At 75.9% G+C, this 2218-nt stretch carries 2 protein-coding genes; both read right to left on the reverse strand.

What is annotated here, in order from left to right; all coding sequences use genetic code 11:
* Nucleotides 1–11: 11 nt before the first annotated feature.
* Nucleotides 12–812 carry an energy-coupling factor transporter transmembrane component T family protein gene (locus BAW75_RS07615; RefSeq protein ID WP_104113064.1) on the reverse strand — a complete coding sequence of 267 codons (801 nt, stop codon included), beginning with the start codon at nt 810–812 and terminating at the stop codon, nt 12–14.
* Nucleotides 809–2218 (reverse strand): ABC transporter ATP-binding protein, encoded by a 1410-nt coding sequence (locus BAW75_RS07620; protein WP_104113065.1) that lies wholly within the window; start codon nt 2216–2218, stop codon nt 809–811. Before BAW75_RS07620 ends, BAW75_RS07615 begins: the two co-directional genes overlap by 4 nt.

Below are 2218 nucleotides of genomic sequence, written 5' to 3' on the forward strand. Positions count from 1 at the left end.
GGCGAGGGGGGTCAGCCGATCAGGGGGCGGAAGGTGCCCAGGGCGATGCTTGTCGCCAGAGCGGCGGCGGCCAGGAGGGCCGCTCCCACGACCAGCAGCGTGTCCGCGCCGGTGAAGCGCTGCGGGCGGGCCACGGTGCGCGGCGTACCCGCGTCGAAGCCCCGGGCGTCCATCGCGACGGCGAGCCGTGTACCGCGCCGGATCGCGCCTGCCAGCAGCGTGAACGCGGTCGACCCGAACAGCCGCAGCTTCGCCACCGGATTGCGGCCGGCGTCCACGCCACGGGCCCGCCGGGCCATGCTGATCATCCGCCACTCCTGCTCCAGCAGCGGCACCATCCGGAACGCGGCCAGCGCGCCGATGGCGAACCGGGCGGGCGCCTTCGCGTTCTGGATCAGCGCGTCGGCCAGGTCGGTCGGGTCGGTGGTGGCGAACACGACGATGCCGGGCAGCGCCACCGCGAGCATCCGCAGCACCAGGCCCAGCGCCGTGACGAGCACCCCTTCGGTGACCAGGACCGGCCCGGCCTGGAGCAGCACCGGGCCGGAACGGTCGGCCGCGAAGAGCACAAGCGTGACCAGGATGCCGACGGCACCGGCGAGCAGCGGCCAGGCGCGGCGGGCCAGCACCCGGTAGCGGACGCCGAACAGCGGCAGCACCGCGAGTTCGACGGCGATGGCGACGGCCGGGGCCACCGGATCGAGCGTCGCCACCAGGATCAGCGTGAACACCATCGCGGCGGCCAGCTTCGCCACCGGGTTGCGCCGGGCCAGCGGAGCGCCCGGCGCGGCGACCGGTTCGACGTTGATCACGAGGACGCCCCCAGGGTGAGCGTCCGGTCGGCCAGCGCGGCCACGAAGTCCTCGTCGTGGGTCACCGCCACCACGCCGTGCCCGGCGTTGCGCAGCTCGGCGAGCAGGTCGATCAGTTCCAGCCACGTGCGCCGGTCCTGGCCGAACGTAGGCTCGTCGCAAATCAGCAGGCGGGGCGCGGTGGCCAGGGCCGTCGCCACGCTCAGCCGCCGCGCCTCGCCACCCGAGAGGGTGTACGGGTTGGCGCCGGCCAGCCGGTCCAGCCGCAGCCGCTCCAGCAGCGCGTCCACTGTGGCGCTGACCGCTGCCTCGGGCTGCCCGGTGCGGCGCGGGCCGAGCGCCAGCTCGTCGCGCACCGTGGCGGTGACGAACTGGTGTTCCGGGTCCTGGAACACCGAGCCGATCCGGCGTACCAGCGCGGGCGCCCGCCAGCGGTACGGGGGAGTGCGCGCGTCCCGCCCGGCCAGTTCCGCCGACGCGGTGACGCCGCCCGTGCCGGGTTTCAGCAGGCCGCCCAGGAGCAGCGTCAGCGTGGACTTGCCGGCCCCGTTGGGGCCGAGGACGGCGAGCGCCTCGCCGGCGCGTACCCGAAGATCGGTGGGGTCGAGCCGCGGCGGCAGGCCGAGCCGCTCCGCGGTGAGCAGCACGTCGCCGGGCGGCGTGGTGGCGTGCCGGGGTGGCGTGACGTGGCCGGGTACCCACACCCCGGCGGCGGCCAGCGCGTCGCCGTGCGCGGCGAAGACCGCAGCGGGCGGCCCGTCGGCGCGCACCCCGCCGCCCGGTTCCAGCACCACCACGCGGTCGACCAGCGGCAGCGCCTCGGTGACCCGGTGCTCCACCAGGACCATCGTGGTGTCCGTGTCGAGCGCGTTCGCGACGGCCCGGCGGATCAGCGCGGCGCCGGCCGGGTCGAGGTTGGCGGTGGGCTCGTCCAGCAGCAGCAGTCCGGGGCGCAGCGCGAGCGTGCCGGCCAGGGCGAGCCGCTGCTGCTCGCCGCCGCTGAGCGCGGCGGTCGGCCGGTCCCGGTCGTACGGGAAGCCGACCCGGCGCAGCGCCTCGTCGACGCGGGGCCAGATCTCCCCGGCGGGCACGCCCCGGTTCTCCAGCCCGAACGCGACGTCGTCGCCGGAACGGGCCATGACGAGCTGGGTCTGCGGATCCTGGAACAGGATGCCGACGCGCTCGCGGGCCTTGCGCGGGTCCAGCCCGTCGATCTCGACGGTGCCCTCCTGCTCGCCGGAGTCCTCCGGCAGCAGCCCGGCCAGCGCCGCCAGCAGCGTGCTCTTACCGGCGCCGGAGGGTCCGAGCAGCAGCACCCGCTCGCCGCTCTCGACCCGAAGATCCACCCCGCGCAGAGCCCAGCGTTTCCGTCCCCCGTGCCGCCACCCGAACCCCCGCAGCACCAC

Source organism: Micromonospora chalcea (genome assembly GCF_002926165.1).
GTDB lineage: Bacteria > Actinomycetota > Actinomycetes > Mycobacteriales > Micromonosporaceae > Micromonospora > Micromonospora chalcea.